The sequence below is a fragment of the Novosphingobium sp. 9 genome (genome assembly GCF_025340265.1).
Taxonomy (GTDB): domain Bacteria; phylum Pseudomonadota; class Alphaproteobacteria; order Sphingomonadales; family Sphingomonadaceae; genus Novosphingobium.
This window is the reverse complement of record NZ_CP022708.1, coordinates 943902-968441: the sequence shown is the minus strand read 5'-3', so window position 1 is coordinate 968441 and position 24540 is coordinate 943902. Positions and strand designations below refer to the sequence as shown.

Sequence of the window (24540 nt, the reverse complement as noted above, 5' to 3'; positions counted from 1 at the left end):
TCGAAGGGGCGTTCAGGTGTCAGGGATCCGTCTTGTCCGATCGTTTGCCGGCGCCCGTTTCGGGCTCGGGATCGGTTGCGTCTGGGTCGGACTCGGTGTTGCCAATCCGGCCATGGCGCAGGCCGTCAGACCCGTTGAAATTCGGGCCGAGCCCGGACCTTTGGTGGATGTGCTTCGTGCTATCTCGCGCCAAAGTGGTGTCCAGATCGTGACCTCGGTGAGCCCGGCTCTCAAGACGCGCGCCAGGTTACGTGGCTGTAAAGATGCTGGATCGGCACTGGCTCGGGCGACGCGCGGTCTACCGGTTCGGGTGGTACGTCTCGATAGCGGTTTTGTCGTGACGCAGGCCAATGCATCAGGTCGGCAATCGCCGGGAATGCCGCCACCGCCCCGCGAAGCGACGCCGACCGAAGCCCTGGGCGATGGTATCGTCGTCACGGGCTACCGCCAGAGTCTGCGCGAGGCGCTCGTGCGAAAGCGCGCGGCGGCGGATATTCGCGAGGTGACGCGGGCCGAGGATATTGCCGAGTTTCCTGATCGCAACGCTGCCGAAGCTCTGCAGCGCCTGCCGGGCGTTGCCATCAGCCGCGACAATGGTGAGGGGCGACAGGTTTCGCTGCGGGCCTTGGCCCGCTGTTCACGCGCACGACCCTGAACGGTATCGAGACATTGGCGACCACCGCCTCCGGCTTTGACAGCCGGGGGTCGGCCAGTCGGCAGCGTCGGTTCGATTATTCGATCTTCGATGCGGGGCTGTTCTCGCAGGTCGAGGTCGCCAAGACCTGGGATGCCAATCGCGATGCGGGAGGCGTCGGGGGCACCGTGGCGTTGCAGACGCTGCGCCCGTTTGATCGTTCAGGCAATGTCGCGCTGGTCTCGGTGCAGGAGCGCGCAGGTGCGAATTCGCCGGGCGTGCTGCCGCAGGTGACGGCAGAGATCTCTCGCCGAAACGCGCAATGGGGCGTGCTGATCGCAGGATCGTGGAGTCGTAATCGGGTTACCGAATACGGCTATCGTAACTGGGATTGGATGCCGGTGACTTTCGGGGAAGCGAACGTCGGCGCGGGTGTTTCGGACGACCTGCGCGCGCGCCTGACCGGCGCCTCTGGCGATCCGCTCTACATGGCTCGCGCCCAGACCTATTCCACCTGGACCAACCGTTTCGAGCGACTGAACCTCGTGGGCTCGGTCCAGCACGAGGCGGACAACGGCTTCGCCTTTACGCTCGATGGCGTTCACGCCCGGCTTTCCAACGCGCGTAACGAATATTCGCTGGCAGCCGCGGGCACGAATGGCCTGACCGGCGACGTCACCGGAACGCAGGTCATCAATGCGCTGACGGTTTCGGGCAACACCATCACCAGCGCCGACATGTCCGGTGTCGATATGCGTACCGAGCACAAGGTAACGCGCGATCACACCGATTACAGCGAGGCGGTGGCGGCCATGACTTTGCCGTTGGGCTCGCGCATGCGGCTGGAAATGCGGGCAGGCTATTCGGTTTCGGATTTCGAGGAACCGGTGGCGGACAAGGTGTTCCTGCAATCCAGGGGGCAGGATTTCGTTTATTCCGCAACCGGAGAAACGCCACGCAACAGCTATGGCTTCGACACTTCGGACGTGGCGAACTGGAGCCTCATGCGCGCTGACACACGCGAGGATTCCATCGTCAATCGAAACCTGACCGCACGCTTCGAACTGGTGCGCGACCTGGGTAACGATCTGACGCTCCATGCCGGGGGGATCTACCGCCGCTTTGCCAACGATGGCTGGGAACGTCGGGTCCAGACCGATTATGAAAACACCGCCGATGCAGCGCTGGGTGTCGGCGAGGTGTTTTCAGGCCGCACTTATGCCCCCTACGTCGTGGGAAACGTCGATGCGACCTTCGCCGCCACCGGCCAGGCCCGCGACCTTACCGCCAACGACGACCTGCCGGGCACCGATTATCGCATTCGCGAGAACACCTACGCGGGTTTCGCGCTTCTGGCCTGGTCGGGCTTCCTGGGAGAGCGACCTCTCACGGCAAGGCTTGGCCTGCAATTCCAGCGTACCGCGATTGCCTCGACCGGGACGGCCAGCGATTCGCTCAGCCTGTTCGACGTTTCGAACCACACGCGGCATTCGGCGTGGCTCCCCTCGCTGGACGCCCGGCTGGAACTGCGACGGGATCTGATCGTGCGGCTGGCGGCAAGTCGCAACGTCAACATGCCCGACGTCGCGGATTTGCGCGCAGCGGCAACGATCGATTCCACGCCGTTCGGAGGAACAGTGACTACCGGTAATCCCGCGCTGCGCCCGTTCACATCGGATGCGTTGGACCTTGCGGTGGAGCGCTATCTGGGCCGCGAGGGATACGTGTCCCTCGGGGTATTCTTCAAGCGACTGGATTCGTTCATCACGTCGGAAACGCAGGTGATGCGCTATGCCGATACGGGGTATCCGCTAGCGTTTCTCTATCCGGGGCTGACCGGCAGCGCGACGTATAACGTGGTTCGCCCGATAAATGGCTCGGGTGCAACGATTATCGGCATCGAAGCGGCATTCCAGCATGATCTGCGCTTCCTGCCCGGACCGTTAGAGCGGCTCGGCGTGCAGGCGAACCTGACATATGCGAACGGCTCCACCGATGTCATCTATGGTAGCCAGGCCGTGGAGTTGCCTCTGATTGACCTGTCTCGCTGGGCGGGCAATACGACGCTCTATTACACGGGGCGGGGCTGGGATGCACGGCTGGCGGCGGCCTATCGCGGCACTTATCGCGTTGACGTGGGCGACAACGGCAACATCGGAGAATGGATAAAAGCTGCCGTAACTCTGGATTTCGCGGCCCATGCCGGTCTCGGTTCGGGCATGCAGGCCACGTTTGAACTGCGCAACATCACCGATGCGCCGGTGATCCAGTACACGGACCGCACAGCGAAACGCTTGTTGGTTGATACACGCAGCGGCCGGACCATTGCCGTTGGGCTTCGGTATCGGTACTGATGGCGATGGGCTTTTCTCTTCTGTCGCGCAAGTATGCTGTCCCCGAAGCCGAGCGCGTGCGCTCTACACCCGAGGTCAGACAGGCTGCGGTGCAGATTGTGCAATCGCTCGATCGCCTGCGCGGCTATGTCCGACGGCGCCTTCGTGATGCACAGGAGGCGGAGGATGTGGTGCAGGAAACGCTCGCGAGGGTGATCGCGCAGGAGGAACGGCAAGTGATCGAACAGCCGCTGGCCTATGCTTTCCGCGTGGCGGATTCGGTCATTATTGCCCAGGCGCGCCAGCGGTTGCGGAGCCGGCATCAGGAGGCGGATGACAACCGGGAGTCCATGGCGCTGGACCTTGCCTGCTCGCTGCCTCTGGCCGACGAAGTGCTAGACTATCGCGAACGTCTGGCGCGCTTTGAAGCCGCCCTTGCCGGACTGACGGAGCAGCGCCGCGCGGTATTTCGATTGCGCCATCTCGAAGGACGGTCACGTCAGGAAATCGCCGAGGCGATGGGGCTCAGTCTGGAGGCCGTGAAGAAAAATCTGGTCCGGGCGATGGCAGACATGATGCGGGCGCTGGGTGACGATTTGGATGAATACACGAAGGAGCGAAGCATAGGCGGGAGAGACGGTGGCATGGGAGAGGGCGCCTTCCATGAATGAACACATGAGCAAGGATCAGATCATCGATGAGGCCGCAGATTGGGCCGATCGTCTGCCGGAACTGAGCGAGGGCGAGCATCTCGAACTCGCCGCGTGGCTTGAACATGATCCGCGCTGTCGTTCCGCACTTGAACGGATGCTGCGCCTGCTCGGCGATCCAGCTTTGCTGGATGCACTCGACATGCCTCGACCTGTGGTGGCACTCCTTCCATCGCGGTCGGGCTCATCGCGGCGGATCGACGCGCCGCCGATGCGTTCGGGTCTATCGCGCCGGCAGGCACTCGCAGCCGGGCTGGGCGCCGTGCTGGCGGTCCCGGTCGGCTGGGCTACCTTGCGAAGCGGCAAGGTGCCTGGCGGCGTTGCGCCGGTTGGGCCGCCGTTGCGTTTCGCATCCGCGACGGGCCAGCACCGCGAAGTGTCGCTGCCGGATGGTTCGACAGTGCTGCTTGACGCAGCGTCCTCGGTCTCGATCGATTTTTCTGGCCGTACGCGCCGGATTGCGCTCGACGGCGGTGCCGCGCGTTTTGACGTACGCCACGATCCGGCGCGGCCTTTCGAAGTGCATGTACCCGACGCGCGTATGACGGCGCTGGGTACGCGCTTCAGTGTCGAGCGGCTGATCGGTGCCGCAGAACTCAAGGTGTTTGAAGGCGCCGTGCGCTTTGAAGCGCAACGGCAGCAGGCGCTCGCCGTGACGACAGGCCACTGGGCCTTGTTGGACGGCGCACGTTTGACCCAAGGTGGAGGCGTTGGGGCTCGGGCGGATTGGCAGGATGAATGGCTCGATGCGCAGGACATGCCGCTGTCCTTCGCGCTGCAGAGACTGGGGCGATACACGCGGGCACCGATCCGTCTTGACGATCCTGCCTTGGCGCAGGCGCGTTTTAGCGGCCGCTTCCGGCTCGACAACCCGCAGGCTTCGCTGGCGCTGATCGGCGCACTTTTCGGGCTGGAGGCCGTGCCGCGCGACGGTGCTATCCATCTTCGGTCAGCTTAGAGCAGTTTCCGAGTCATCAGTTGAGTCCAACTGCCTAGGTGTTTGATTGTAGACTCAGGACTCTCTAATTATAGCCAAAAGAGCAGGGTAGCGGCCAGAGCGAGAGTGGGGAAGGACAGTTGGGCGATGGGTCTGAACCGCACCGGGTTTGTCGGAGGCTGATAATCCTGAGTAGCACGGCAACCTGACCGTCCGCAGCTGAGGACCGGAAATTTCCTCCCGAACGGCTGCAAATGGTCGAGCGCTGCTATCAGCGAACAGCTTCTATTCTGAGACACTTGTCCAGAATCTGCCTTTGTCCTGCCGGACGGCTACAGTCGAAATCGGCGGATTTTTCAATTGCGCTGCTGGATTGGATCGGCACGGGCCCGCCTCTGAAAAGAGAGTTCCATTTTCCGAACAACTGCGAACATGGACGAGCAGGGCTAAACCTCGGCAACCAACGGTTCGAATCCCGTATTCTGTGGTTCTCGGTTTAATAAGCTCAGCGAAAGCAGGGCTTTATGCAAACGCCTTTGGCGATCCCACGCCCAGTCCCGCAGTACGTTTTTGGCGGAATCGGTAAGCCATTGAAAATATGCAATAAAATATCTTGCGCAAAAATCGTTAAATGACTGATTTTAAAGGATTTTACTTAAAAATGGCGGAGCGGGAGCCCGTCGAATAAGGTCTAATAAATGGCAGATTTCCGGGCGTTTCAGGGGGTGTCTAAAATATGATACCCCGAATTATACCCCAACCCCCGATTTAGCTTCCAAACAGGGAATCTAACTCCGGCGCAGCGAAGCCGAATCATCCGCCGAAAAGCTGTTCAGCCTCTATCCCGTAACTCCGGTTCCTCACCATCCATATTCACCCGCATGACGAGTCCCAAGGGTGACCCGTGTAACTGGATGCCCTTTACCCGCTCTACGATTGCCCGGACGTCGAAGCCACGATCGATCTTGCTGCCGATCCACACCGCGCGATCTCGCCTGAGGTAGCCAACTTTCACACCCCGGCAGCTCAGCACGGCGACCGCCATGGGATCGTGCTCGTTCTCCGGCTCACGCGCGAGCGTTAGCATCTCGCCCGGCTGGCAGCGTGCCAGTTCGTCCTGGCGGCTGGTGCCGTCCTCGTTGTCGTGCTGCTCGCCGACTGCCGGCAGACTGAAATCGCTCCATCCCATCTCATGACCCATATGAGAACAAATATAGAACATGCTATGATCGGATCAGCCGATTCGCATAGAGGGAATTTCGCATGACCAACCAGATCATGAATGCTGAGAGTCACCGTGTTGATGTGTCAGGGGCGCCCGAGGAGCCGATTGCTTTCGGACGCTGGGTTCTCGCCCAAGTTCGTCGGGACGGGTTCCTCGGCAATCTGGCGAAGGCTGCTGCAGCCGATCGGGCGTTTCCAAAGGACGGCGATCCAGAAGCAGTACGCAAGCATTTGAGCCGGGCAGGGGCCGATCCCGAGATGCACGAGGCGCTTGATGATGCTGAGTTGGACTGGGCGAGCTTCTGACGGTGGCAGAGCGGTTCAGAATCTCGACGTTCCGCCGACCACGCTCGCCTTGGCGCTCGAGTGTCGATGAGGCGATGCAGGACGCTATCGCGCTGGGGTTAGCGTCTTGGGATGCCAGCTGCCGCGAGTGGTTTCTCGCTGTGCCGGTTGATATGGATGTGGAACGCGAAGGAAGATGCGAACGTCCCCAACAGATTGCACTTTAAGGTATTCCGCATCGCTTCAATTCGGTTCAGACCGGTGTGCGCTCATATACCTTTGGAAGGAGCATGTATGATTCGCAAGCTGATGACTGCCGCAGCTCTGGCTGGAATGATCGCTGCTACGCCGACGCTCGCTGCGTCTTGTAAGGATGCCAAGGGCAAATTCATCAAATGCCCGCCCGTAACCGCCAAGACCGCAGCCATATCAGGCGGTGTGACCAAAGACGCGAAGGGCCGTTGCCACATCGCCTCCGGTCCGAAGAAGGGGCAGTTTACGAAGTGCAAGTGATCGGCTGGTATCTGTGAGGATGCCGCCGAGTTGTCGTGCAGCTTGGCGGTGGGCAAGATCGAGGAGTGTCACGCCTCTCGATCTGCTTGTCGGCATGATCGCCTTCTATATCGTCGCATTCAGAACATGGATATAGAGGCGGGCTGTCGGCGGGGCGATTGATGCTCTGCCCGATATCCGAAATTGCGACAGTAACGACAGGGCAGGCCTCTCCACGATGCACACTTGCCCGGTCCTCGCGCTCCCGGCTACGGCGCATCCATGCCCCTGATGATCCTCGCCGCCGCCGCCGTATCGCTCTGCCGGGCAATTAAAGCGCATTTGGAAGCGGGGTGCAGACCAGAACCGTCCGCACCCCGGCATACTTAAATGGAGCCGCTTACTGACGCAGCTTGTGGAGCGCTGGATGGCGCCTTGAGTGCTGGGCGATAAGCGACAGGTTCGGGGGCCGGCACGCCTGCTAAGCAATTGGCATATTCCTGAAGGCGACAATCCTTCAGTGTGCTGTAGCCGAGCGTTTCGTAATTGCCCCCAGCACATGCTTCGATTGCATAGGCCGAGCATTCATTCGTAGTCTGAGAGAGAGCTGGCGTCATTGAGAAAGCGCACGAGATTGCAGCGGTCGCACACGCAAGGCCAATCGTTCTTTTGCTCAAGTTCATTTTGCATCTCCTCGATATGTCATCGCAGTTGCACCTCTCACTAATGAAAATGAGGGGCGATGGATTAGAATGAAGCTAATATGTCTTGTTGGATGCTCTACAGGCATTGATGCCCGATTATCATTCTCCTGTTGCTGTCCCGATTCGATCAAGACTTATCAAGATTATGCGAATGATTAGATCGATCAAGCATTTAATGCCAACCTGCACTGATCATTGCCCATGGTTAATTTTGCGGCTCCCGATGTACATAATTTGCCAATGTTGTGGAGGTGATCACTGCTCAGCCCAAGGCTGATCTGTTCGATCCACGTCAAGCGGGCCTTCCCACGCCCGGCACAGCGCGAATGCCTCGTCGGGCTTGCCCTCCTCCATTGCTGCCAGTCGTCCTTTGCTACTGAGCAGATCCAAAAAGCCCGAGGCAGGAGACGGCCTCGGGCTCAGTTGAAAAGGCCTCAAAGGCCTTCGGGTCGCAGGGCCATCATCTCGCCTGAAGCGTTAACACGCTACCGCGTTTCAGGAATTTAACTGCTGCGGGCAGATCTTTGGAACGATGATGAGAGAGCGGCATTATCTCGTCGCCGACGATGCTGACCCCCCGTTCGTTTCGTTGGTAGTTGATCGGGCCGGCCAACCTGCCCTGGTAACCGGCCCGATCACGAAGTTTGACCGCTTGCAAGCTTCGTTTATATCGGCATCCGACTGCGGGGATCGCGCTTTTGGAGCTGCCCCGAACGCCCCGCAGTCACCCATTGAGCTCTCTGCAACCAGACCTTGAGTGGCACCATGCTGTCAAAAGACGAACGTTACATTTTGCATTCGATGGATGAGATAATTTTGAAGGCGCAGAACCGCGGCTATCGTGTCGTGCGTTTCATGGTTCAATATGCAGCCTGGACTAGACTGCTGGCGATTGTCGACGAGAACTTCGCCCCTGATGCGTCGGCTGTTGGGCCTGAAAATTACAGGGGCATACCTCTCGAATTTCATAACGGTAACGTGCGCAAGCTCTACTTCAGAGAAGCGTAAGCCTGACGGCCCGCCACCGCAGCGGCGGGCCCTTCGTTTATGATCCACACTCCACCTTCATCCCCTGCGCCTTGAAGTATCCGCACAGCCGCACCCCGGCGGCGCGCACGCGATCTCCCCAAGCCTCTACAGCCGACGAATAGCGATCCGCTGCTGCCGGGTCTGTCAGGATATCGGGCGATGGCTTCGGCTTGGCCTCGGTCGCTGCGACCAGATCGGGCGCTGGGGGATAGCCGACGACCTGAGTTTTGGCCGCACACGCGGTGAGCGACAGAATCGTTAGGCACATCACATATCGCATGGTAGCTTTCTCCTTGTACCAGATGGCAGTCTTTTGATTCTGGTGCCTGTTCTCGTGTAAAGGGCTGGCGGCGTTTGCGTCCTTCGCCGCCAGCCCGTTCACTGGCACTTCTCCTGATAGACCTGCATCTTCGCCAACTCGGCAGCGCTGTACGCCCGCCTGAGCCGCTGGCACCCCAGCGCAACGGTGGTCGGCGCAATCGTCGCGCGCTCTTCCGGCGGCTTGGCGGCTTCGGACGCCTCGGCCTTAGCGATCGCCAGCTCATCGTCCTGCGTCTGGATCGCGTTGTTGATCGCGTCCTGTGCCCGGTCCTCGGCGGCGCGGTTGGTAGCCGGGATGGTAGCCGCCGCCCGCTTGTCGTCGGAGGCCTTGATCACGCTGGCGTCGTGCATGTGAACGCCGACCAGAGCGACGGCCACGATGGCAATGCTGCCGACGATGCCCACGGCGAGCCACTTGAGCCACGAGGGGAGCGCTTTGACCCATGCGAGGGCCGCGAGCGCGAACGCGGGCATCACAGCGGCCACAGCGGAAAGGTGGGCCATACCAGCGCGCTGAGCACGCGGTTGTGACGACTGCCCCCGGCTGCGGCGAGCATCACCGCTGCGCCGCCCAGGTATAGGCCGATGGCGAACGCGGGCATCAGATGACGTGCCCCACCACAGCGCCCAGCACGAACAGCGCGACCGCAGCGATCTTGACGTAGCGCCCGGCGGGCGCGGTCTTGATCTGGGCGACAGCGGTCTGCTCGGCGAGGATAGCCTTGGCTTCGGCGGCTTTGATGGCGGCGAGGTCGGAGGTGATGGTCATGGGTGATCGTCCTTCAGATGATCCGCGCGGTCTTGCGCGGCGGTGGCAACGGATTGGGCGGCATCCTCGGCGCCGATGTTCAGCCCGAGCCCGGCAGGCCCATGCGCTTCAAGGCGGGCGCCGAGGATGCCGACGACGATGAACGAGATCAGCCCGACCGCGATCGCGCCCACGGCAATCAGGGCGATCAGCCGCAGGGCCTCAAGCTGCGTGGTCTGGAGCGCAAAGCACCCGCCAGCGGCGTCGGTGATCGGGACGGCATTGAGCTTGTCGATTGCGTACTTCACCGCGCCCAGCGACTGCGAGCACCACGACTGCGAGGAAAGAATCCACGTCAGCCAGATGGACAGCGCGATCATCACCAGGCCGAACACAGCGGCGAAGATCAGCGCCCATTTTGAGAGGGAGCGGGCCGGGGTCATGGCGCCGCGTACACCTTGGCTTCGGCAGCGCGACGGTTGACGAGCCCCTGCATCACCCGGCCACCAGCCTTGTTCCACAGCGCGAAGGCAGCGGCTGCACCGGCATAGTCACTGGCCTTATGCTTGCGCAGGACGGTGGACTGGCCGAAGCCCGTTAGCCCGATATTGTAGGCCAGCGACACCATCGCATCGAACTGGTTCTGTGTCGTTGGGGCGGTGCCGATCAGGCGGTCCACGCCCGCCACGAACTCGGCCACATGGGCATCGAACCGGGCCTGTGCCTGCGCCCGAGTCCAGATCGTGCCCTTGACGATATCCGGGCCTGTCGAGCCCCAGCCAATGGTCCACGGTGCGCTGCCGGTGCCGGGGTCGGGGTAGGCTTGCACGCGGCCATCGCCGATATCCTTGGCATAGCCCTCGCGGGTCTGGATGAATGCCTTACCGGGATCGCTGATTGTCCTGGTCATTCCTTTATCCCCCTTGCTCGCAGGGCTTCACGCACCTCGGCGTCCACCTCCCGGCGGTGCGCTTCGGCGCGGAGCAGTTCGTTGTTGTCGCGAAGGCTCTCGGTATGCCCCTCGATCGCGTCGATGAGCCTGCGGATGAGCGGACCATCGCTAAGCGTCGCACTCGCGAGCACCGGCTCGTATTCCGGCTTTTCCTTGGCATGCCCGGTCTTGTACCCGAGGAACCCGGCGACTGCGGCCCCGACGCCTGCGCCGACCAGCGGAACCCACGAAGCTGCATCGGCCAACGCATCATTTGCTCCCACCGATCAGTCCCCCCTTGTGGTAGTCATCCGCCGAACGCGCGTCCTGCATCGCCGCCACGACGTTGCGGACCGAGAAGATGAACAGCCACGGGTAGATCAGCCATGCGGTCGTCGGGATCGGTGACGACGAGAAGCCGATGCACACCTGAAACCAGAACATCGTGCCTATCCCCGAACACAGCGCGCGAAGGTGCGGGCTGCGGCGCCACGTCCCGTTGACGTAGAGCATGGTCAGGTGAAGCACCCCGGCGCAGAACGCGATCCAGCCCCAGGTGTGCTGAGAGGCCAGACGCGCCATGCCGATCATTGTCGGGTTGCCGAAGAAGGGCAGCGGCGAGAGCAGGCCGACACCGATCGTGGTCTTGATCGACGCGAGCATCCACTCGGTCGCCCGCACCTTGAAGTGCGAGGGAGGCGGATGCGGATCACTCGGAGGTGTCCGTCTCTTCCGCGACCACGTCCTCGATCGTGACATCGACAACCATGCCGGTGTCGAGGATCACACGGACCGGCGAGGCGGTCTCGGTAAGATCGGCCGAGACCGCCAGCGCCCCGCCGGTGACCGCGAACACGTCGGCGGATTGGTAGATGATGACGCCACCGGCCTCGTCCATGACGGACATGCCGACAGCGGCGTCGCGGCGGATGGTGAGCGCCTGGTAATTGGCGATGGTCTGACTTGCTTCCACGGGTAGGCGCTCCTTACTGGACGTCGATCAGGACGATCTTGCCGGTGTCGGTGACGAAGGATTTGACGAAGTTGAGGCCGGTCAGCGCGACAGCGACGTTCAGCGTGCCGCCGATCAGCGAGAACTGGCCCAGTTCACCGCCGCCCCACTGGCGGTCCCAGCGTGCGCCATCGATGCCGGTGGCGATGACGGTGCCCACCGCTGCCGAGGCGGCGACGGTGAACACGTAGTCGGGCTCACGCTGGAAGGTCTCGGAGAGCCAGTCGAGCATGGCATCGAACTCAGGCGACATGACCTTGAGCGCGGCGATGGCATCACGGGTGGCCGTCAGGTTGAGCCCGGTCTGTGCCTGAAACGAATCCGACCAGCTGACCGAAAGGAAGGGCTGGGACCGGTTCGCAAAGCCGCGATCGAGCTGCGCCGCTGAAAGGGCATCTTCCATGCCGGGGTTGTTCGGCGCCGGGGTGCTGGCGATCCAGCTGGTGCCGTAGTTGGTGACGGTGGGCGTGAAGATGTGCCCGCTGGGATTGGTCAGCGCCGCCGGGTTGGTATCCACCGCCTTGGCGGCCGGTGCGGCGATCCAGTTGCCCTCGGTGACGATCTGGCCTGCCGGAATGTTGGTGGCATCGAGCCAGGGGTACGAGCCCTCGCCGCTGGTGTTGTAGCCCGAGGTGACCTTGAAGGGCACGATCAGGTTGCGGGCGAGCTTCTGCGTGTAGCCTGCCTGCCATGCCTCGGGCCGGGCATAGACGGCATTGTACATGTCCATGCCTGCGATGTTGTCGCTGGCCTCGAAATTCTGGACGTAGGATGACACCCCGCCCTGCAGAAACAGGAACTGGCCATAGTCCCACAGCACGCAGTTGCTGATCGTGAAGTTATTCAGCGTGGTGTATTGCAGCGACAGCTGGAACATGTCGGGGTGGGTCGATGCGCCGCTGACCGCCGGGGACGCACTCGTGAGGTAGGAGAAGGTGCTGGTGCCCGTCTTCTTGATCACGTCGATGGTGGCATAGATGTGCGGGTTGTCCGCACTCGCGACGCCCGGCGTCGAGGCATAGACCGGCAGGGGAATGGTGGTCGCCAGGTGCACCCATGCCGCACCGGTCCATTCCCATGGCCCGAAATCGGCGCCCGCCGTGGTCACGAAGCCGCGCGCATGGGCAACAGGGTTGAGGGCCGCTTGCAGATCCGCAGCCGTCGCATAGTTGGTGCCCATGCAGTTCGGCCAGGTGTCGGCAAGGCGAACGGCGCCCAAGCCGCGCATCACGCGGTAGACGCCCCGGTTGAACACGCTCGCCCCGGTATAGGAATCGATGTGATCGCCCGCGTCGGTCGCGTAGACGTAGAACAGCATGTCGAGCGGGAGCACACCGGCATCGACATCGCTTTGCGCGGCGGCCAGCGTCTCGTACTTGGGGCCCGCATCGCCTGCGACCATCTTCGCACCGCTCGCGGTCAGCGGCGGGCTCATGTTCGCCATGTAGCCCGGATAGCTGCCGCCCTCGGTGCTGGGCGGGTAGAGTGTGCTGGTGCGGTTCTGGTTGCCCCACAGGAAGCGCGAGACCGCGTCGGTGGCAATCGCCTGCCCGGCATCGGGGCGATAGCTGTGCAGATGCAGCTGGCGGTCGGTGGGTAGCTGGGTGACGGTCAGCCCGGCGGCATCCAGCGTCTGGATGCCATTGCCGATATCGACGCACAGCTGATCGCGAGCGTGGTAGACATCGTAGAGCGCGACGGTCGACCCCTGACGGATCGCGTGCTTGATCGAGCCCGAGAGCACGCCGCGCCCGAAGCCGAACATGTCCGACCAAACTCGCTCGCCGCGTACCCCGTCGATGTCGTAGGTGACGGCAGTCGCGTTGGCGCCCGCCAGCTGATCCATCGCGCGACCAAGCCGGTTGAAGCACACGTCGCGAATCTTGAAGTTAACGCCGCCAAGGCGCCCGCAGCCGATCCAGCGCGCATCATCGCTCTTGTACGTCTCGTTGAAGTACGTTCGGTCGCGCCCGCGCGTGTAGTGCTGGGTGATGCCCGAGAAGCAGCTGTCCTCGATGTCGCACAGGCCCAGCGATGCCAGTTGGAATGAAACGACAAAGGACTGCCCGATCTGCTCGCCGCTGGTCGCGCCGCGCGGGAAGCAGTGTGCTTGGCGGTGAGTGATCGTGCCGGTGTTGCGCGTGGTGTTCGTGCTGACCGAGCGATACTGCCCCAGCGCTTGGGCGCGGAAAAGGCGCCTCGAATCTCGAACGCGGTATGCGTGCCGGTGCCGACGGCGATGTCGGCGTCGTAGTAGCAATCGCCGAGGCACGCGAAGAACGGCTCGGCAAGGTTCGTCGGTGTCAGGTCGAGCGCCTGCGTCCGGTTCGGCAACAGGTACGTATTGCTGTCCGGCTCGCTCGAAAGCTCCAGCTCGATCAAGCTTTCGGCATGGAGGTAGGGCTCGCTGTTCGGGCCGCTGCGCCACTCCGCCACCGGGCGGATCGAACCGTCGGTGATCCGGGTGCGGCCCTTCTTCATGCGCCAGGCCTTCATGTTGATGGCCCGATCGGTCGCGCTGGTCTGGTAGTAGCTGTCGCCGAACGTTTTGGTGCCGCAGACCGGCGCCATGTTCGGCAGTGGCGGCCCGTTCTTGATCAGGCGCACGTCTTCGACCAGCAGGGTGCGGGTCGCGCTCATGCCGGAGGCATAGGCAGCGGCCTGGAAGCCGGGGCGAACGGTGCCGGCAGCGGTCGCCTTGCCTTCCGACCACACGAGGTAGAACGTCACCCCGCCATAGGTGCCGAACACGCTATAGCCCCAGCGTCGCGCAGAGGAAGTTGCCGAGGCAATGGTGCCGTCTGCATTGAGCGAAAGATTGACCTGCAACGTCGGGATCGTGCCCGATACGGCGGAGGGAAGGAAATAGAGCGTCTGTGCGGTCGTGAAGGACTGGACCGCGACGATGGCCTCGACGCGGATCAGATCACCGGCAACGAAGGCCTGGGTGATGTTGGGAAACGAACAGGGGTTCGAATAGGCATAGGTGCCGAAGTTGATCGCCATCCCGAGACCGGCTGTGCCGTAGATCGAGGGATAGGTGTGCGCGCCTGCATAGCTGACAGTCGTGGCCGTCGTCTTGCTGAGGTAAAGCGGATCGGCGGTGCCCGGATTGCTGCCGGTGTTGAACGGCGCGCCGACATAGCTGGCGGCCGGGCTGAAATCGACGCCCACGATGTTGCCCGAGGTATCGTAGTGGACGATCTCCTGATCATCGAGCGTCGAGAACTCCCAGTACCCCTGCGCATTGCGGAACGCACGGCCCGCCGTGCTGCGATAGCGCGGGGCCTCGACGATGCCGGTGTCGCCATAGTCGATCACCAGCGCGCGGCGGACGGAGGCGGCGGTTGCCTGCGTGAGGGCAGAGTATTCGGCGGCCAAATTCGCCTTCGCCGCCGCGTTTGCGAGAGCCGTTTCCGCCCGCACCGCCTGCAGTTGCGCGGCCAGCGTGTTTTCGCCGACGTAAACCTGCACGGGACGCGCGCCGACATTTACCGTGATTTGGCTCACAGAGTGATGCTCCCCAGAAGATTGATAGTGCCCCCGCACAGCAGATCTTCCACGCCACCGCTGGGCTTGAAGAGGAAGTCGACGGCGAACTGCACCACGCCTGCCAGTTCAACATCTTGCGGAAAGGCAGCGGTCACAGCGGCCGACAGTGAGCAGGTGAAGGTACTGTAGCCATCGGCAACCACCGGGCCAGTTACCGTGAAGGTGGCCAACGGATCGCCTGCTGCGTCCGGGTACAGCCGGATTTGCCCACGCAAGGTCGAGCCGGTCCAGTCACCCGCAAGGATGAAGGGCATTGAAAATGCGCGGCCGCGGGACATGTCCGTAATCGAGACAGGCCCCTTCTGGGCCGCGGCGAGCCACCGCAGCCAGTCGTCAAATTGCGTTGCCATGAAAGCCCCGTGTGCGTGGATCAGGTAATGGTGCCGCTGGCGGCGGAAGAGATGGACAGCAGTGTCCCCGCAGAATTGTAAATCCGTACCCACCACCAGTATGTGCCCGGCGAGAGCGTGGCGTCCTGCCAGTCCATGTCCGCGAACAGCGCGCCGGTCAGCTCGTCTGAAACCGCTGCGCTGGCGTTGGGATCGCTGCTGTTGCTGCGATAGATCACGGCCGTCGACCACCCGGAGATATCCGGCATCCGCCAGGCTACACTCGGAGGATTGGCAGCCGTGTCGACGGTGACGTTCGAAGCGGTGGGCACCACATCCGGCACGTCAAACGACAGATTGGAGATCACAAGCCGCAGTTCGGAATAGTAGCTGATGGCCACTTCATAGGTCTTGGACGTATCCAGCCCGGTGATTGCCGTGGTTGTCGTCGTGGTGGGCAGATAGCCTTGCTGTGTCCAGAAGGCGGCTCCCACTTCGCGGTACTCGATCAGCAGGAATTTCGCGGCGTCGTCGTTGACTGCCCCGGTCAACGTGATCACGCCGTCCCCGCCCGAGCTTACGGACGCCACCGCCGTCCAGTCACTGGGGTCGGGAGCTTCGTAATCGGCAGGTGCGTTGCGGTCGGTGATCGGCGCTGGCGTCCCCACCAGCCCGAGCGCCCAGCTGTGTTTGCTGTCAGTCTCCTCGCGCAGCGTCAGCACGACGCTACCCTGATCCGGATCCAGCTGACGCTTCAGGACCAGAGCCTTTTTCGCGCGCATGTAGCCGAACTCCGGCGTGTCCTCGAATGTCACGCAGTCGCCCGCGCGATAACCCAACCACCGCAGCTTCAGCGGCATCGCAATCGGCCCCGCCTCGCGGGCGTTGGCGATGTCGTATCCAGCGATCTGTGCAGCCTGGTCGGGCGTCTTGCCCTTGAAGCACTGGATCATCGAGTACGTCATCGCCTTGGTGCGCTCGACGCCCTTGTCGGCGGCGAGATAGGTATCGCGACGCACCGCGCCTGCCGGCACCTGCTCGAAGTCATGATCTTCGCTGCGATAGGTCGGGATGATCCCGTTGATCCGGTCGCGGCGGGTCTGCGTTGTGGTGATCGAGGCATTGCCGATCACGTCATCGCGCGTGATGGTCCCGATCGAGACGCGCGGAGTGTTGACGATGCACGACAGCGTTGCGCCCAGGCGGACCGGCTCACCGCCGCCCGCCTGGCACAACGCTTTGAGATCTTCCCACTTGTCGTCGGTCGTCTGAAGCTGGCCGTGCGACTGCCACCCGTTGGCATCGGCTACGTTGGCCGCCTCGACGTACGAGGCAAGGTCGATCGAGCCGATCGGCATGCCCACGCCGCCAACGCGCACGTTGTTCGGGCCCTGGAACCATCCCAGCGCAAAAGTGGTCGCCTGCACCCACGGATTGACCGAATAGGCCCACGTCGTCTGGTCGTTATACCGCTGGGCACCAGAGCCGCCGGGATAGGTGTCATCCTGCCTCGGATCATAGCATTTCACGCCCCGGATGCGGTGCTGCATGTCCGGCACCTGCGTGAACAGCGTGCTGCCTTTACCGTCGAAGATGAAAGCATTCATCGCGGCGGCGTAGCCGGACAGCTTGCTGGCGCTGGTCCAGCTGGGAAGCCCGGCCAGATTGTCCCATGGCCCCGCCGGCTGCAGCCGGCTTGGCTCGGGACACAGGCCCAGCTGTGTCGCTTGATAGACACGGCCGTGCAGATCACCCACGGCATTGTCGCCGACGAACGTCGTCACAACCTTGTCCGCCCAGGTCGCAAGGTGCGCATCGATCGGCCCGCAGGCGGACAGGATCGTGCCGATGAACTGCCAGTAGTTCTTCTTGCCGCTCCAGCTGCGATTGGCCGTCTTGCGATAGATCACCGATCCGGCCACCAGCGTTTCGCCGAACACGATCGGCGCCGCCCCGTTGGGATCGCTCTGCCAGTCCGTCTGGCTTCCGCCGACCGACGGCGACTTCGCAGTCAGCGCCGTTACCGCGCCGGAAGCAAGCCCCACCGCCGTCGCGATCATCGCCGTGGTCGAGGCACTCAGCGCAACGCCTGCGGCGGTCGTCACGCCCGCCTGGGCAAGCCCGACGCCCAGCAGCGATGTGCCGCCGGACGGAATCGCGGCAGCGACCGCGACGACCACCGCCGCGATCTGAAGCACCTTTGCCATCCGTCAGGTTCTCCAGGCGGTCAGGATAGGCAGGCCGGTCGGCTGAATGATCGCCAGCCCATCGGCGTCCTGATGGAATGCCAGCACGCGCCCGTTGCCGATCACCACACCGAAGCTGCCGAAGTCAGTCTCGCCCGCCAGCTCCACCACGTCGCCGATCAACACCATCGCGGGTGCGATGCGCGGCACGCCCCAGCTGTCGATCGCCGCCGCGCCCGATCCGCCGTGGCGCCGCAGCCAGCGCTTCAGGCCCAGCATGGTCGACCAGGTGCCGCCGGTCTTGATCGGCCAACCCATGGCCTTCAGGTGCGCGATCACCACCAAGCCGCAATCGCACGAACCGAAGGCGAACGGCTTGCCCGCGAACCGCTCCAGCGTGCTCGCGGTGGCTTCTCGCCGCTCATGCAGGTTCACGTATAGCTCACCGATTTCGTCGGGGTGTTGGTGCCCCAGTAGATGGTATCCTTGATGCCGGTCACGTGGTTGAAGCCTTCTTCACCCGGCCACACCTGCTGATGAAAGGCCGGTGCCAGCACGATGCCCTCATCGTTGAAGAACAGCCGCTCCATGCCGCCCACGCAATCGAGCGAGACCTGCAACATGTTCTTGCCGAACTCGTGCTTGGTGACGTCCACCTCGCCATCGAACAGCAGGAACGGATCGCCCACCACGCTGCCCAGCGCCGGATTTACCGCGCCGATCTGGATCTGCACCGCTTCGCCCTGCATCGCAGGGCCGGACAGGGCCGCAGTAGCGTCGTCGTCGGCCGGGAACAGCGTGACCGACAGGCCCGGCGCGTCGTCGCCCGATCCGTCTTCGAAACTGTCCATGTCGCTCCAGACGCCATATTTCGTATCCTCGCCGGAATAGAGGTTGCCGCCGATCAGCAGCTGCGCCGATCCGTCGAGCAGGCGCACGGTGTCGTCGCCCACCGTCAGCGTCAACGCGGCGAAGAACGTCACGTTGTCCTTCGCCAGTTCTGCATCGAGGGCGGGAGAGAAGGCAGTCATGCCCGTTCCGTCACCGTGAACGACAGGCCCACGGTGCGGGCCACGTCGAGCGTCCAGCTGCGCTCCGTACCGTCAAGCCAGCCCTCCACAACCGGCTTTGCCAGCTCTACCGCTTCTGCCCCGGCCAGATGGGTTCGCATCGGAGAGGTGAGGGGGATCGTACCTGTCCCGCTGGAGTCCAGTTTCACATTGCCCGCGGCGAAATAGAGGTAGTACCGCCCGGCGACGACAAGGTTCAGTGCCTGACCCTCCCGAACGGCATATCGGGGCGTTGCGCCAGTAATGAGTAGCGAGGTGCCACCCGTGTGGACGCCGCTGACGGACGGCACGCCGGGAGCGCCGACATTGAAGTCGGGCTGTGGGTAGGCGATCCGCGCACCTTCGCGCTGGGCGCGCTGGAGGCGGGCGATCCATTTGCGGCCCTCGGCCTCCATGCGCATCGTAGGGGACGTGAACTGAACCGCGAATCGCGCGCCGAGGCGACCGACGCGTTGCGTCACTCCGCCAAGCGCAGGCTCCATCAGCGCTGCCCAGTCCATCAGCGACGGAACGGCGCCGCTGCACTTCAGTTCAGTGAGGTCGATCATGCCTTACCGAACCTCCGCGAGGCCTTCTTCGCCTGTCGCTGCTTGTCGCGCACGATTGCGGAGCTGGCATTGGCCGAACCGATGTTGTTGACCTTGCCCCAGAACTCGTCTGCGCCGGGGCCGTAGTATGTGTCGCCGTAGTAGTTATCTCCTCCGCCACCGCCGATGTTCGCGAGGTTGTCGTTGGAGATCACGGAGCCATTGCTGCCCGGCACCACGATCTCCGGCCCACGCTCACCGACGAGGTACGGTAGACCGCCGATGACCGGTCCGCCGCTGGCGCGTGCGCCTGCCAAACTGACTGACAATCCGCTGCTGTAAGAGCTGAGGCTGGATGATAGGCTCGAGGTATACTGCGAACCCGTCAGGCCGCCGATGGTCGATCCACCGCCGATGCTGCCAAGAACGTTGCCGAGCGTGCCGACGATGGCCCTTTGCAACTGGATACGGACCAGATCGGCAATGATCTGCTGCGCCACGTTCTTGAACACGTCGCCCAGCTTCTGCGTGCCAGCCGCCGCGCTGGCCAATCCATCCACCAGCCCATTGATGCTGTCGACCTGGATGTTCTCCATCGCATCGTTGATGTTTGTCACCGACGCTTGCAGGCCCTTGGCATAAGACTGCAGCGGCGTCAGGTTTTGGTTGAGGACGACTTGCTGGCGCTGGCCAGCCGATTGCTGCAGGGCGTTCTTGTTGTCGAAAGCGTTCTGCCATGCGGTTGTGTCAGGCGAGTTGTTCGCCATCACCTGATCCAGAGCCGAAGCCTTCAGCTTGTCCTGGAGCGCAAGAATTTCCAGCGCGATCTTCTGGCGGTCGGCGGTGCTGTCGGTCAGCTGCTCCTGCAACTGCAACTGGTCGATCTGCTGCTGGAGGCTATTCTGGTCGAGCTCGAAGCCCTGATTGGCGACGGCAAGGTTCTTCTCGTTCAGGGCCTGGTCGCGCTTCATCTGCGCGTTGATGGCCGCCTGATCCTTGAGCTCTGTCCGGCGCGGCTCGGTAAGGTTCTTGTTGAGATCGACATTGCGGTCGTAGGCGGCAAGGTCCTCGTCGATCTTCGAGAGCTGCGCCTGATACCGCTGCTCGATCGTCTGGTTGTTGTTCGCCTCAATGTCGGCGCGGTCCTTCGCCAGCTTGTCCAGCTGATCTTGGTAGATGTCGTCCTTTTGCTCCTGCGTCTTTTCCTTCGGTGCTCTTTTCGCCTTCTTGTCCTTCGGATCGTTGCGGAGGGATGGATCCAGAACGCCATTCTTGATGGACGAAAGCATTGCGTCCGCGACGCCCATTCGGCCAGGTGCGATAACTGCATCTTTGATCGCCCCGAGCAGATCTTCGCGGCTTATCGAGAGCCCCTTGAGATCGATGCTTACTGCGCGGTTCCAAGCCTTGTCGCCAACTGCAGCCCGCTGCTGATCCGTCTTCGCTGCGGCAAGGTCTTTCTGGAAGGACGAGACGAAATCGGAAACGGCTTTGGTGTTTCGTTCGCCAGCAGACCCAGGGACCCCGACCTGATCCGCTGCCAAACTGGAAAAAACCACATCGGAAGTCGAGCGTGAAGACGCTGAGCGGAGCGTCTTTGCAGATGCATCCTGCATCCGCATCGCATCCATCTTCATGTTGTACGCCTTGGCCTCGGCGTTCAGCAGCAACTCGGATGTATTTTTTTTGAGCTTGCCAGTCACTAGGTCGAACATATCGCCGAGAGCTGACTGCGCATCCGCCAGGCTGTTCGACGATACTTCGACCTCATGCATGGCATCGTCGGTTTTCATCAAGGCGGGAATGATGGCTGACAGCATGATGGCCGCAGTCTGCAAAGCAATGCCCACGGTCCCGCCATGAATTTCGCAAATTTGCCTGCGCCGCCTGTCATCAGTGTGATGGCCTGGACCGTCTGAGCAGCCTGCGACGCGAAGATTTGCTGCGGTTTTGCACCCATCGCCCACATGGTGGCCATATCGCCAATCTGGTAGTTCAATTGCTGCATCCCGGCCTTCATCGCGCCGGATGATGCGACTACCTGCGTGCCGCCGGTACGGTAGCCCTGGACTGCGGACCGCAGATTCGTGGTGAACTGATCCTGCGAAATGGCGCCAACCCGGTACGCCTCTTTCAGCAAGGTCACTTCCTTGCGGTAATTCGCCAATGCCTGAATGCTTGGGTCGAGCCGCGCCTGAAGCGTTTGAACCTGGTTCGAGAACGAGGTGATCGAGATGCCCATGCGGTTTGAGGCGTCGACAACATCCTTGGCTTGCGCGCCGATGGACTGCGCCATCTTCTGCACCGAGGATTGTGCGCGTGCGGTTGCTCTCTCAAACTGCGCGCTGTCCATGCCCAGTTGGATTAGCAGGGATCCCAGAACAGTTGCTTCGGCCATGGGGACATCCTACTTATTTGCCAGGTGGCGCCGAAGCGCTGCCGTTAATCTGCGGCGTTCACGCGCGCTGCTAGCGCCCTCATATTGGCGAGCATTTCTGCATCGCTCATTTTTATGGCGGGGCGCTTAAGATAGTGACTGAGCGGCTTTAGGCCGCCCTTCGATTGAGTTGATCCGACGAACGCTGCAGTCTGCCAGGCTTGCGCGGTTCGATTTTCGGCGTCGGCCTTCATCCGACGGCGGATGCCGCGCATGGCAAACTGGAACGAGCGGGGCGTCTGCTGCCAGAAGGCGTCAGCAATTTGCCCCGCTTCGATCCACATCACGTAGAAATCATCAACCGTCAGGCGGCGGTTTTCGCCCTCCGCCGGGTCGGCTTGGCCTTTCCCTCCGCACTCGGATCGGCGGGCGCGCTTCCGAAGGTCTCGAACAGCTCCTTCACCTTCTCGGCGAACTGGCCGTTACTGCGCACGACAATCGCCAGCGCCTCGGCATCGGTCATCTCGCCGTGGTCCTCGATCGCCAGCGCCATGCACATCATTGCGAGGCGCACGGTGGAAAGCGAGAACCCTTCGCCGGTGAACGGGTCCATCCCGGCCTCTTCCAGCAGGGCGAGGGTGCGAAAGTTCAGCCGGAGGATGAAGGTTTCGCCCTCAACCTCCAGCTCAACCTTGCTGTCTACGGGCGCGACCATCAGGCGTGCGCTGCCGTCAGGGTCGTGATGGTCACGGCCCCGCTGAACCGAACGGTAAGCGTAGCGGTCATGCGATCATCGATCGGAACGGTGCGCTCGTAGCCCTTCACCACGAGTTCGCCCTTGAAGCTCTGGCCAAAAGCGCCGTCCGGGATGACCACCTCATAGGCGCGGGTCACGCCGTCTTCGAGCGCCGCCTGAATGAGCAGATCGGTATCGCTGCCGGGCACAAGGTTGAAGCCAAAGGTGCCTTCGCCATCGGTGATCAGGCCAGCGATGTATTCACGGCGGCGGTTCGGCGATTTCATGTGCGTGGCCTCGACATCGTCGACAGTCGGATTCGGCAAACCGATCGAGGTGAGTTCGTCAAGTTCGGTCAGGGCGGCGCTGGCGTCGGCCAGCCAGAAGCGCGACCCCGAACCCATGCGGGCGTCGGTCATAGAGGTTCTCCGTAGGTAGGGTGGCTTGCGCCGAGATGCTGGCTACCGGGCCAACGCCGTCAGACCGTGGCGTGCCACAGATAGGCATCCACGATTTCGATACGCACCGTACCGGCATCGGTGCTTTCGCTGTCCGACCGGTGCAGGATGATCTGTCCTCGCTGGAATTCGATGCCTTCGACAATGGCAGGATCGGCAACGGTGGCGATCACGGCTTCGCGGAGGGCTACTGCGGACACCTTATCCATTGCGAAGCAGTTGAACTGGATCCTGTCGCGATTGGTCTGCTGGAGGCCAGCCATCGTCTGGGCCCTCTCGCCGCCGATCGTCTCCAGCACTACGGCAGGGTATGACGACGCCTGCGGGCGCACGTCCCACTCGACGAACGCGCCTGCGAGCGCGGGAAGAGCTTTCAGTCTGGACCGAAGGGCGGTTTCGAAGCTCACGGCTGCTCGAAGCGCACTTGCTCGCCGTCAATCGAGAAGGTGACGGTGATGGTGCCGAACTCGCCTACCGCATTTTCGACAACGGCGCGAAGCTGCATGGGAAGCATCTCACCGTCCTCGTTGCATAAGGCGATGGCCCGGCCGCCGGGAATGGCAGGCGCATCGATCATTTTGATAATCATGCGACCTCAACCTCGATCTCAGTCGCGACCGGCGCGACAGTGCCGACCAGCCGCAGAAGGGCGGCAGCCGCATGGACCCGGAGACGAAACCCGCGTGGAAATCGGACCTTGATGCTCATACCAATCTGCAAAGCATCAATGGTGTGGATCACTTCAGCCATTGCTGTTCCTCGCTGCCTTGCGTGCCGCGCGCGCGGCGGTCGCTACGATATCCTCGCGCAGAGCATCGCCAGCGCGGTTGACCGATTCCTCTTTCATCGCCTCGAAGGCGGGGCGCATGTACGGTTGCGCCTTATGGGTAGCAGTGCCCATTTCTTCGAAGATAGAATAGGCCGCGACGCCGCCGCCGGGCTTGCCAGTGCCTTTCTTGGTGAACCGCCGTGTTGAAGGCTTGGCGGGCTTCACGCTGCCATCGATGCCGATGAAGGTCGAAACCTGAGTGCCGCTGTTCCCGGCTCGCTGCTGTCCTGCATTTGCGGCCCGGCCGATCTTGATGGATTCGACCAGGTACTTGCCTTCGCCGGTGGCCGGGTCATCGGGGGCCAGCCGCTTCGCCTCGGCGAGCATCGGTTCGGCAGCGACCTGCAAGGCACGCGTACCGACGCGGCGCATGGTGGCCTTGTCCGCGAGCTGGGCCAACTGCTTTTCGAGGTCCGAGAAGCCGGTCAGCTTCATGGTGGTGCTGTCGGCCATTTCAGCCTCCATTGTCGATGGCGGCGTGGATCGCTGCTATTTGTTCCGCAGTGAGCTGCGGAACTTCAGCGACCACGATCAGCTCGACACCTTCGCGGCGCGATAGCTCTTGCACGCCGACGATGTTCCAGGTGCGGCCAGCGAACTGCACAGTGTCCGTTTCGGTGATCGTCGCGGTCACGCTGTCCCAGCGCAGCCAGACGGTGCCCCCGGCCTTGGCTTCGATGCCCATGTTCTCGAACACCTCGCGCCCGTTCGATGGCTTCCACGATGCCCAGCGCGTGCAAAGCGGGGCAGGGGCGCCGGGGGTGGTGTTGTAGCCGTCGTCAACGGGGTTTCCGGTTCGCATCACGGTGATGCGGCGGTCGAAAGACCCGGCTTTCATACCTGCACCGCGCGATATGGGTCGCAAAGCGCCTCTACAGCGGCGGTAATTGCGGGAGTTGCCGCGCCGGCCTCTCGATTGGCGTAAAAATCCCCGACAAGCAGCAGCACGGCGGCGTCCAGAACGCCAGGAACCGGATCGAAGTCAGCCAGCGTCTTGTCGGTATAGCTCTCGACCCAGCCTTGCGCGGCGAGAAGGTACACGCCGATCAGCGCATCCTCTTCGCTCGCGTCAACACGAAGATGCTGCTTCGCAGTGCTGAGGTCGATCGCCACTTA

34 protein-coding genes are annotated in these 24540 nt (G+C 62.5%); 7 read left to right on the top strand and 27 right to left on the bottom strand.

Annotated elements, in window-relative coordinates; all coding sequences use genetic code 11:
• Window positions 1-112: 112 nt before the first annotated feature.
• From CI805_RS18935 to CI805_RS18920, 4 genes are read left to right on the top strand one after another with little or no spacing between them, the layout of a single operon-like run.
• Window positions 113-655: a TonB-dependent receptor plug domain-containing protein gene (locus tag CI805_RS18935; RefSeq protein WP_260928244.1), complete on the top strand. Its 543-nt coding sequence runs from the start codon at window positions 113-115 to the stop codon at window positions 653-655.
• Window positions 656-669: 14 nt separating this feature from the next.
• Window positions 670-2988, top strand: a complete 2319-nt coding sequence (locus tag CI805_RS18930) for a TonB-dependent receptor (RefSeq protein WP_260928243.1) — start codon at window positions 670-672, stop codon at window positions 2986-2988.
• On the top strand, window positions 2988-3638 hold the full coding sequence (locus tag CI805_RS18925) for an RNA polymerase sigma factor (protein ID WP_260928242.1): 651 nt from the start codon (window positions 2988-2990) through the stop codon (window positions 3636-3638). Before CI805_RS18930 ends, CI805_RS18925 begins: the two co-directional genes overlap by 1 nt.
• The gene (locus CI805_RS18920; RefSeq protein WP_260928241.1) at window positions 3631-4635 is read left to right on the top strand and encodes a FecR family protein; all 1005 of its coding nucleotides are present in this window, start codon (window positions 3631-3633) and stop codon (window positions 4633-4635) included. Before CI805_RS18925 ends, CI805_RS18920 begins: the two co-directional genes overlap by 8 nt.
• A gap of 811 nt (window positions 4636-5446) precedes the next feature.
• Here CI805_RS18920 and CI805_RS18915 read toward each other — a convergent pair.
• A complete protein-coding gene (locus tag CI805_RS18915; RefSeq protein WP_260928240.1) occupies window positions 5447-5836 on the bottom strand; it encodes an HIRAN domain-containing protein in 390 nt (129 codons plus the stop codon).
• Between the two features lie 41 nt (window positions 5837-5877).
• Here CI805_RS18915 and CI805_RS18910 point away from each other — a divergent pair, with 41 nt between their 5' ends.
• The 3 genes from CI805_RS18910 to CI805_RS18900 all read left to right on the top strand — a co-directional run bounded on the left by CI805_RS18910 (window position 5878) and on the right by CI805_RS18900 (window position 8327).
• Window positions 5878-6144 (top strand): hypothetical protein, encoded by a 267-nt coding sequence (locus tag CI805_RS18910; RefSeq protein WP_260928239.1) that lies wholly within the window; start codon window positions 5878-5880, stop codon window positions 6142-6144.
• Between the two features lie 273 nt (window positions 6145-6417).
• Complete coding sequence (locus CI805_RS18905) at window positions 6418-6636, top strand: hypothetical protein (protein ID WP_260928238.1); 219 nt, start codon at window positions 6418-6420, stop codon at window positions 6634-6636.
• Between the two features lie 1436 nt (window positions 6637-8072).
• Entirely contained in the window at window positions 8073-8327 is a 255-nt protein-coding gene (locus CI805_RS18900; protein WP_260928237.1) for a hypothetical protein, read from the top strand.
• Window positions 8328-8364: 37 nt separating this feature from the next.
• Here CI805_RS18900 and CI805_RS18895 read toward each other — a convergent pair whose 3' ends face one another.
• The 26 genes from CI805_RS18895 to CI805_RS18770 all read right to left on the bottom strand — a co-directional run bounded on the left by CI805_RS18895 (window position 8365) and on the right by CI805_RS18770 (window position 24537).
• Entirely contained in the window at window positions 8365-8730 is a 366-nt protein-coding gene (locus tag CI805_RS18895) for a hypothetical protein (protein ID WP_260928236.1), read from the bottom strand.
• Window positions 8727-9143, bottom strand: a complete 417-nt coding sequence (locus tag CI805_RS18890; protein WP_260928235.1) for a hypothetical protein — start codon at window positions 9141-9143, stop codon at window positions 8727-8729. Before CI805_RS18890 ends, CI805_RS18895 begins: the two co-directional genes overlap by 4 nt.
• Window positions 9143-9271 (bottom strand): hypothetical protein, encoded by a 129-nt coding sequence (locus CI805_RS18885; protein WP_260928234.1) that lies wholly within the window; start codon window positions 9269-9271, stop codon window positions 9143-9145. Before CI805_RS18885 ends, CI805_RS18890 begins: the two co-directional genes overlap by 1 nt.
• Window positions 9271-9438 (bottom strand): hypothetical protein, encoded by a 168-nt coding sequence (locus tag CI805_RS18880; RefSeq protein ID WP_260928233.1) that lies wholly within the window; start codon window positions 9436-9438, stop codon window positions 9271-9273. Before CI805_RS18880 ends, CI805_RS18885 begins: the two co-directional genes overlap by 1 nt.
• Window positions 9435-9860 carry a hypothetical protein gene (locus tag CI805_RS18875; RefSeq protein ID WP_260928232.1) on the bottom strand — a complete coding sequence of 142 codons (426 nt, stop codon included), beginning with the start codon at window positions 9858-9860 and terminating at the stop codon, window positions 9435-9437. Before CI805_RS18875 ends, CI805_RS18880 begins: the two co-directional genes overlap by 4 nt.
• On the bottom strand, window positions 9857-10327 hold the full coding sequence (locus CI805_RS18870; RefSeq protein ID WP_260928231.1) for a lysozyme: 471 nt from the start codon (window positions 10325-10327) through the stop codon (window positions 9857-9859). Before CI805_RS18870 ends, CI805_RS18875 begins: the two co-directional genes overlap by 4 nt.
• Window positions 10324-10632, bottom strand: a complete 309-nt coding sequence (locus CI805_RS18865) for a hypothetical protein (protein WP_260928230.1) — start codon at window positions 10630-10632, stop codon at window positions 10324-10326. The genes CI805_RS18870 and CI805_RS18865 overlap by 4 nt, the downstream gene beginning before the upstream one ends.
• Window positions 10619-11011: a hypothetical protein gene (locus CI805_RS18860; RefSeq protein ID WP_260928229.1), complete on the bottom strand. Its 393-nt coding sequence runs from the start codon at window positions 11009-11011 to the stop codon at window positions 10619-10621. The genes CI805_RS18865 and CI805_RS18860 overlap by 14 nt, the downstream gene beginning before the upstream one ends.
• Before the next feature lie 46 nt (window positions 11012-11057).
• Window positions 11058-11321, bottom strand: coding sequence for a hypothetical protein (locus CI805_RS18855; protein WP_260928228.1), 264 nt, complete (start codon window positions 11319-11321; stop codon window positions 11058-11060).
• 1650 nt (window positions 11322-12971) lie between these two features.
• Window positions 12972-14870 (bottom strand): hypothetical protein, encoded by a 1899-nt coding sequence (locus CI805_RS18850; RefSeq protein ID WP_260928227.1) that lies wholly within the window; start codon window positions 14868-14870, stop codon window positions 12972-12974.
• A complete protein-coding gene (locus CI805_RS18845; protein WP_260928226.1) occupies window positions 14867-15262 on the bottom strand; it encodes a hypothetical protein in 396 nt (131 codons plus the stop codon). Before CI805_RS18845 ends, CI805_RS18850 begins: the two co-directional genes overlap by 4 nt.
• 20 nt (window positions 15263-15282) lie before the next feature.
• Window positions 15283-17448, bottom strand: coding sequence for a hypothetical protein (locus CI805_RS18840; protein WP_260928225.1), 2166 nt, complete (start codon window positions 17446-17448; stop codon window positions 15283-15285).
• Window positions 17449-17451: 3 nt separating this feature from the next.
• Entirely contained in the window at window positions 17452-17862 is a 411-nt protein-coding gene (locus tag CI805_RS18835; RefSeq protein WP_260928224.1) for a DUF6950 family protein, read from the bottom strand.
• Window positions 17859-18458 carry a hypothetical protein gene (locus CI805_RS18830; protein WP_260928223.1) on the bottom strand — a complete coding sequence of 200 codons (600 nt, stop codon included), beginning with the start codon at window positions 18456-18458 and terminating at the stop codon, window positions 17859-17861. The genes CI805_RS18835 and CI805_RS18830 overlap by 4 nt, the downstream gene beginning before the upstream one ends.
• Window positions 18455-19045: a hypothetical protein gene (locus tag CI805_RS18825; RefSeq protein WP_260928222.1), complete on the bottom strand. Its 591-nt coding sequence runs from the start codon at window positions 19043-19045 to the stop codon at window positions 18455-18457. Before CI805_RS18825 ends, CI805_RS18830 begins: the two co-directional genes overlap by 4 nt.
• Window positions 19042-20844, bottom strand: a complete 1803-nt coding sequence (locus CI805_RS18820; protein ID WP_260928221.1) for a phage tail tape measure C-terminal domain-containing protein — start codon at window positions 20842-20844, stop codon at window positions 19042-19044. Before CI805_RS18820 ends, CI805_RS18825 begins: the two co-directional genes overlap by 4 nt.
• On the bottom strand, window positions 20817-21422 hold the full coding sequence (locus tag CI805_RS18815) for a hypothetical protein (RefSeq protein ID WP_260928220.1): 606 nt from the start codon (window positions 21420-21422) through the stop codon (window positions 20817-20819). The genes CI805_RS18820 and CI805_RS18815 overlap by 28 nt, the downstream gene beginning before the upstream one ends.
• 44 nt (window positions 21423-21466) lie before the next feature.
• The gene (locus tag CI805_RS18810; protein ID WP_260928219.1) at window positions 21467-21748 is read right to left on the bottom strand and encodes a hypothetical protein; all 282 of its coding nucleotides are present in this window, start codon (window positions 21746-21748) and stop codon (window positions 21467-21469) included.
• Window positions 21749-21765: 17 nt separating this feature from the next.
• Complete coding sequence (locus tag CI805_RS18805) at window positions 21766-22116, bottom strand: hypothetical protein (RefSeq protein WP_260928218.1); 351 nt, start codon at window positions 22114-22116, stop codon at window positions 21766-21768.
• On the bottom strand, window positions 22116-22556 hold the full coding sequence (locus tag CI805_RS18800) for a phage tail tube protein (RefSeq protein WP_260928217.1): 441 nt from the start codon (window positions 22554-22556) through the stop codon (window positions 22116-22118). The genes CI805_RS18805 and CI805_RS18800 overlap by 1 nt, the downstream gene beginning before the upstream one ends.
• 59 nt (window positions 22557-22615) lie before the next feature.
• Window positions 22616-23002 carry a DUF3168 domain-containing protein gene (locus tag CI805_RS18795; RefSeq protein ID WP_260928216.1) on the bottom strand — a complete coding sequence of 129 codons (387 nt, stop codon included), beginning with the start codon at window positions 23000-23002 and terminating at the stop codon, window positions 22616-22618.
• Window positions 22999-23172: a hypothetical protein gene (locus CI805_RS18790; protein WP_260928215.1), complete on the bottom strand. Its 174-nt coding sequence runs from the start codon at window positions 23170-23172 to the stop codon at window positions 22999-23001. Before CI805_RS18790 ends, CI805_RS18795 begins: the two co-directional genes overlap by 4 nt.
• A gap of 8 nt (window positions 23173-23180) precedes the next feature.
• The gene (locus tag CI805_RS18785) at window positions 23181-23345 is read right to left on the bottom strand and encodes a hypothetical protein (RefSeq protein WP_260928214.1); all 165 of its coding nucleotides are present in this window, start codon (window positions 23343-23345) and stop codon (window positions 23181-23183) included.
• Complete coding sequence (locus CI805_RS18780; protein ID WP_260928213.1) at window positions 23338-23859, bottom strand: HK97-gp10 family putative phage morphogenesis protein; 522 nt, start codon at window positions 23857-23859, stop codon at window positions 23338-23340. The genes CI805_RS18785 and CI805_RS18780 overlap by 8 nt, the downstream gene beginning before the upstream one ends.
• A gap of 19 nt (window positions 23860-23878) precedes the next feature.
• Complete coding sequence (locus CI805_RS18775) at window positions 23879-24262, bottom strand: head-tail adaptor protein (RefSeq protein ID WP_260928212.1); 384 nt, start codon at window positions 24260-24262, stop codon at window positions 23879-23881.
• The gene (locus CI805_RS18770; RefSeq protein WP_260928211.1) at window positions 24259-24537 is read right to left on the bottom strand and encodes a head-tail connector protein; all 279 of its coding nucleotides are present in this window, start codon (window positions 24535-24537) and stop codon (window positions 24259-24261) included. Before CI805_RS18770 ends, CI805_RS18775 begins: the two co-directional genes overlap by 4 nt.
• Window positions 24538-24540 lie beyond the last annotated feature (3 nt).

Bases quoted from the DNA above. Each gene is read 5' to 3' on its own strand.
- CI805_RS18860 (WP_260928229.1), bottom strand. From the start codon at position 11,011: ATGCTCGCGTCGATCAAGACCACGATCGGTGTCGGCCTGCTCTCGCCG.
- CI805_RS18925 (WP_260928242.1), top strand. From the start codon at position 2,988: ATGGCGATGGGCTTTTCTCTTCTGTCGCGCAAGTATGCTGTCCCCGAA.
- CI805_RS18785 (WP_260928214.1), bottom strand. From the start codon at position 23,345: ATGGCTGAAGTGATCCACACCATTGATGCTTTGCAGATTGGTATGAGC.
- CI805_RS18890 (WP_260928235.1), bottom strand. From the start codon at position 9,143: ATGCCCGCGTTCGCGCTCGCGGCCCTCGCATGGGTCAAAGCGCTCCCC.
- CI805_RS18805 (WP_260928218.1), bottom strand. From the start codon at position 22,116: ATGGTCGCGCCCGTAGACAGCAAGGTTGAGCTGGAGGTTGAGGGCGAA.
- CI805_RS18790 (WP_260928215.1), bottom strand. From the start codon at position 23,172: ATGATCGATGCGCCTGCCATTCCCGGCGGCCGGGCCATCGCCTTATGC.
- CI805_RS18825 (WP_260928222.1), bottom strand. From the start codon at position 19,045: ATGATCGACCTCACTGAACTGAAGTGCAGCGGCGCCGTTCCGTCGCTG.
- CI805_RS18880 (WP_260928233.1), bottom strand. From the start codon at position 9,438: ATGACCATCACCTCCGACCTCGCCGCCATCAAAGCCGCCGAAGCCAAG.
- CI805_RS18905 (WP_260928238.1), top strand. From the start codon at position 6,418: ATGATTCGCAAGCTGATGACTGCCGCAGCTCTGGCTGGAATGATCGCT.
- CI805_RS18815 (WP_260928220.1), bottom strand. From the start codon at position 21,422: ATGGCCGAAGCAACTGTTCTGGGATCCCTGCTAATCCAACTGGGCATG.
- CI805_RS18885 (WP_260928234.1), bottom strand. From the start codon at position 9,271: ATGCCCGCGTTCGCCATCGGCCTATACCTGGGCGGCGCAGCGGTGATG.
- CI805_RS18935 (WP_260928244.1), top strand. From the start codon at position 113: ATGGCGCAGGCCGTCAGACCCGTTGAAATTCGGGCCGAGCCCGGACCT.
- CI805_RS18915 (WP_260928240.1), bottom strand. From the start codon at position 5,836: ATGTTCTATATTTGTTCTCATATGGGTCATGAGATGGGATGGAGCGAT.
- CI805_RS18920 (WP_260928241.1), top strand. From the start codon at position 3,631: ATGAATGAACACATGAGCAAGGATCAGATCATCGATGAGGCCGCAGAT.
- CI805_RS18830 (WP_260928223.1), bottom strand. From the start codon at position 18,458: ATGACTGCCTTCTCTCCCGCCCTCGATGCAGAACTGGCGAAGGACAAC.
- CI805_RS18840 (WP_260928225.1), bottom strand. From the start codon at position 17,448: ATGGCAAAGGTGCTTCAGATCGCGGCGGTGGTCGTCGCGGTCGCTGCC.
- CI805_RS18875 (WP_260928232.1), bottom strand. From the start codon at position 9,860: ATGACCCCGGCCCGCTCCCTCTCAAAATGGGCGCTGATCTTCGCCGCT.
- CI805_RS18870 (WP_260928231.1), bottom strand. From the start codon at position 10,327: ATGACCAGGACAATCAGCGATCCCGGTAAGGCATTCATCCAGACCCGC.
- CI805_RS18820 (WP_260928221.1), bottom strand. From the start codon at position 20,844: ATGCTGTCAGCCATCATTCCCGCCTTGATGAAAACCGACGATGCCATG.
- CI805_RS18775 (WP_260928212.1), bottom strand. From the start codon at position 24,262: ATGAAAGCCGGGTCTTTCGACCGCCGCATCACCGTGATGCGAACCGGA.
- CI805_RS18780 (WP_260928213.1), bottom strand. From the start codon at position 23,859: ATGAAGCTGACCGGCTTCTCGGACCTCGAAAAGCAGTTGGCCCAGCTC.
- CI805_RS18845 (WP_260928226.1), bottom strand. From the start codon at position 15,262: ATGGCAACGCAATTTGACGACTGGCTGCGGTGGCTCGCCGCGGCCCAG.
- CI805_RS18800 (WP_260928217.1), bottom strand. From the start codon at position 22,556: ATGACCGACGCCCGCATGGGTTCGGGGTCGCGCTTCTGGCTGGCCGAC.
- CI805_RS18910 (WP_260928239.1), top strand. From the start codon at position 5,878: ATGACCAACCAGATCATGAATGCTGAGAGTCACCGTGTTGATGTGTCA.